This window comes from Pseudomonas yangonensis, from assembly GCF_009932725.1.
Classification (GTDB): domain Bacteria; phylum Pseudomonadota; class Gammaproteobacteria; order Pseudomonadales; family Pseudomonadaceae; genus Aquipseudomonas; species Aquipseudomonas yangonensis.
In genome coordinates this window covers 1-414 of record NZ_BLJU01000130.1, presented here as the reverse complement: position 1 = coordinate 414, position 414 = coordinate 1, and the positions used below count along the sequence as shown (strand labels likewise).

Annotated in this window: 1 protein-coding gene; it reads right to left on the bottom strand. The window is 53.9% G+C overall.

Going from position 1 to position 414, the window contains the following annotated elements:
- A partial coding sequence (locus tag GYB81_RS23795) for an IS6 family transposase (protein ID WP_161897999.1) occupies positions 1 to 414 on the bottom strand: 414 nt, incomplete at both ends.

Genomic DNA, 414 nt, shown 5'->3' with positions numbered 1-414 from the left:
ACCATAGGCGGGCGCTTTATCCGTGTTGATGAATCGCGGGATCTGGCACTTCTTCACGTTGTTGAGGATTTTACCCAGAAACCGGTATGCAGCTTTGCTGTTACGACGGGAGGAGAGATAAAAATCGACAGTGCGGCCCCGGCTGTCGACGGCCCGGTACAGATACGCCCAGCGGCCATTGACCTTCACGTAGGTTTCATCCATGTGCCACGGGCAAAGATCGGAAGGGTTACGCCAGTACCAGCGCAGCCGTTTTTCCATTTCAGGCGCATAACGCTGAACCCAGCGGTAAATCGTGGAGTGATCGACATTTATTCTGCGTTCTGCCTTCATCTCCTGCAGCTCACGGTAACTGATGCCGTTTTTGTAGTACCAGCGTACGGCCCACAGACTGATTTCACGCTGGTAATGCCG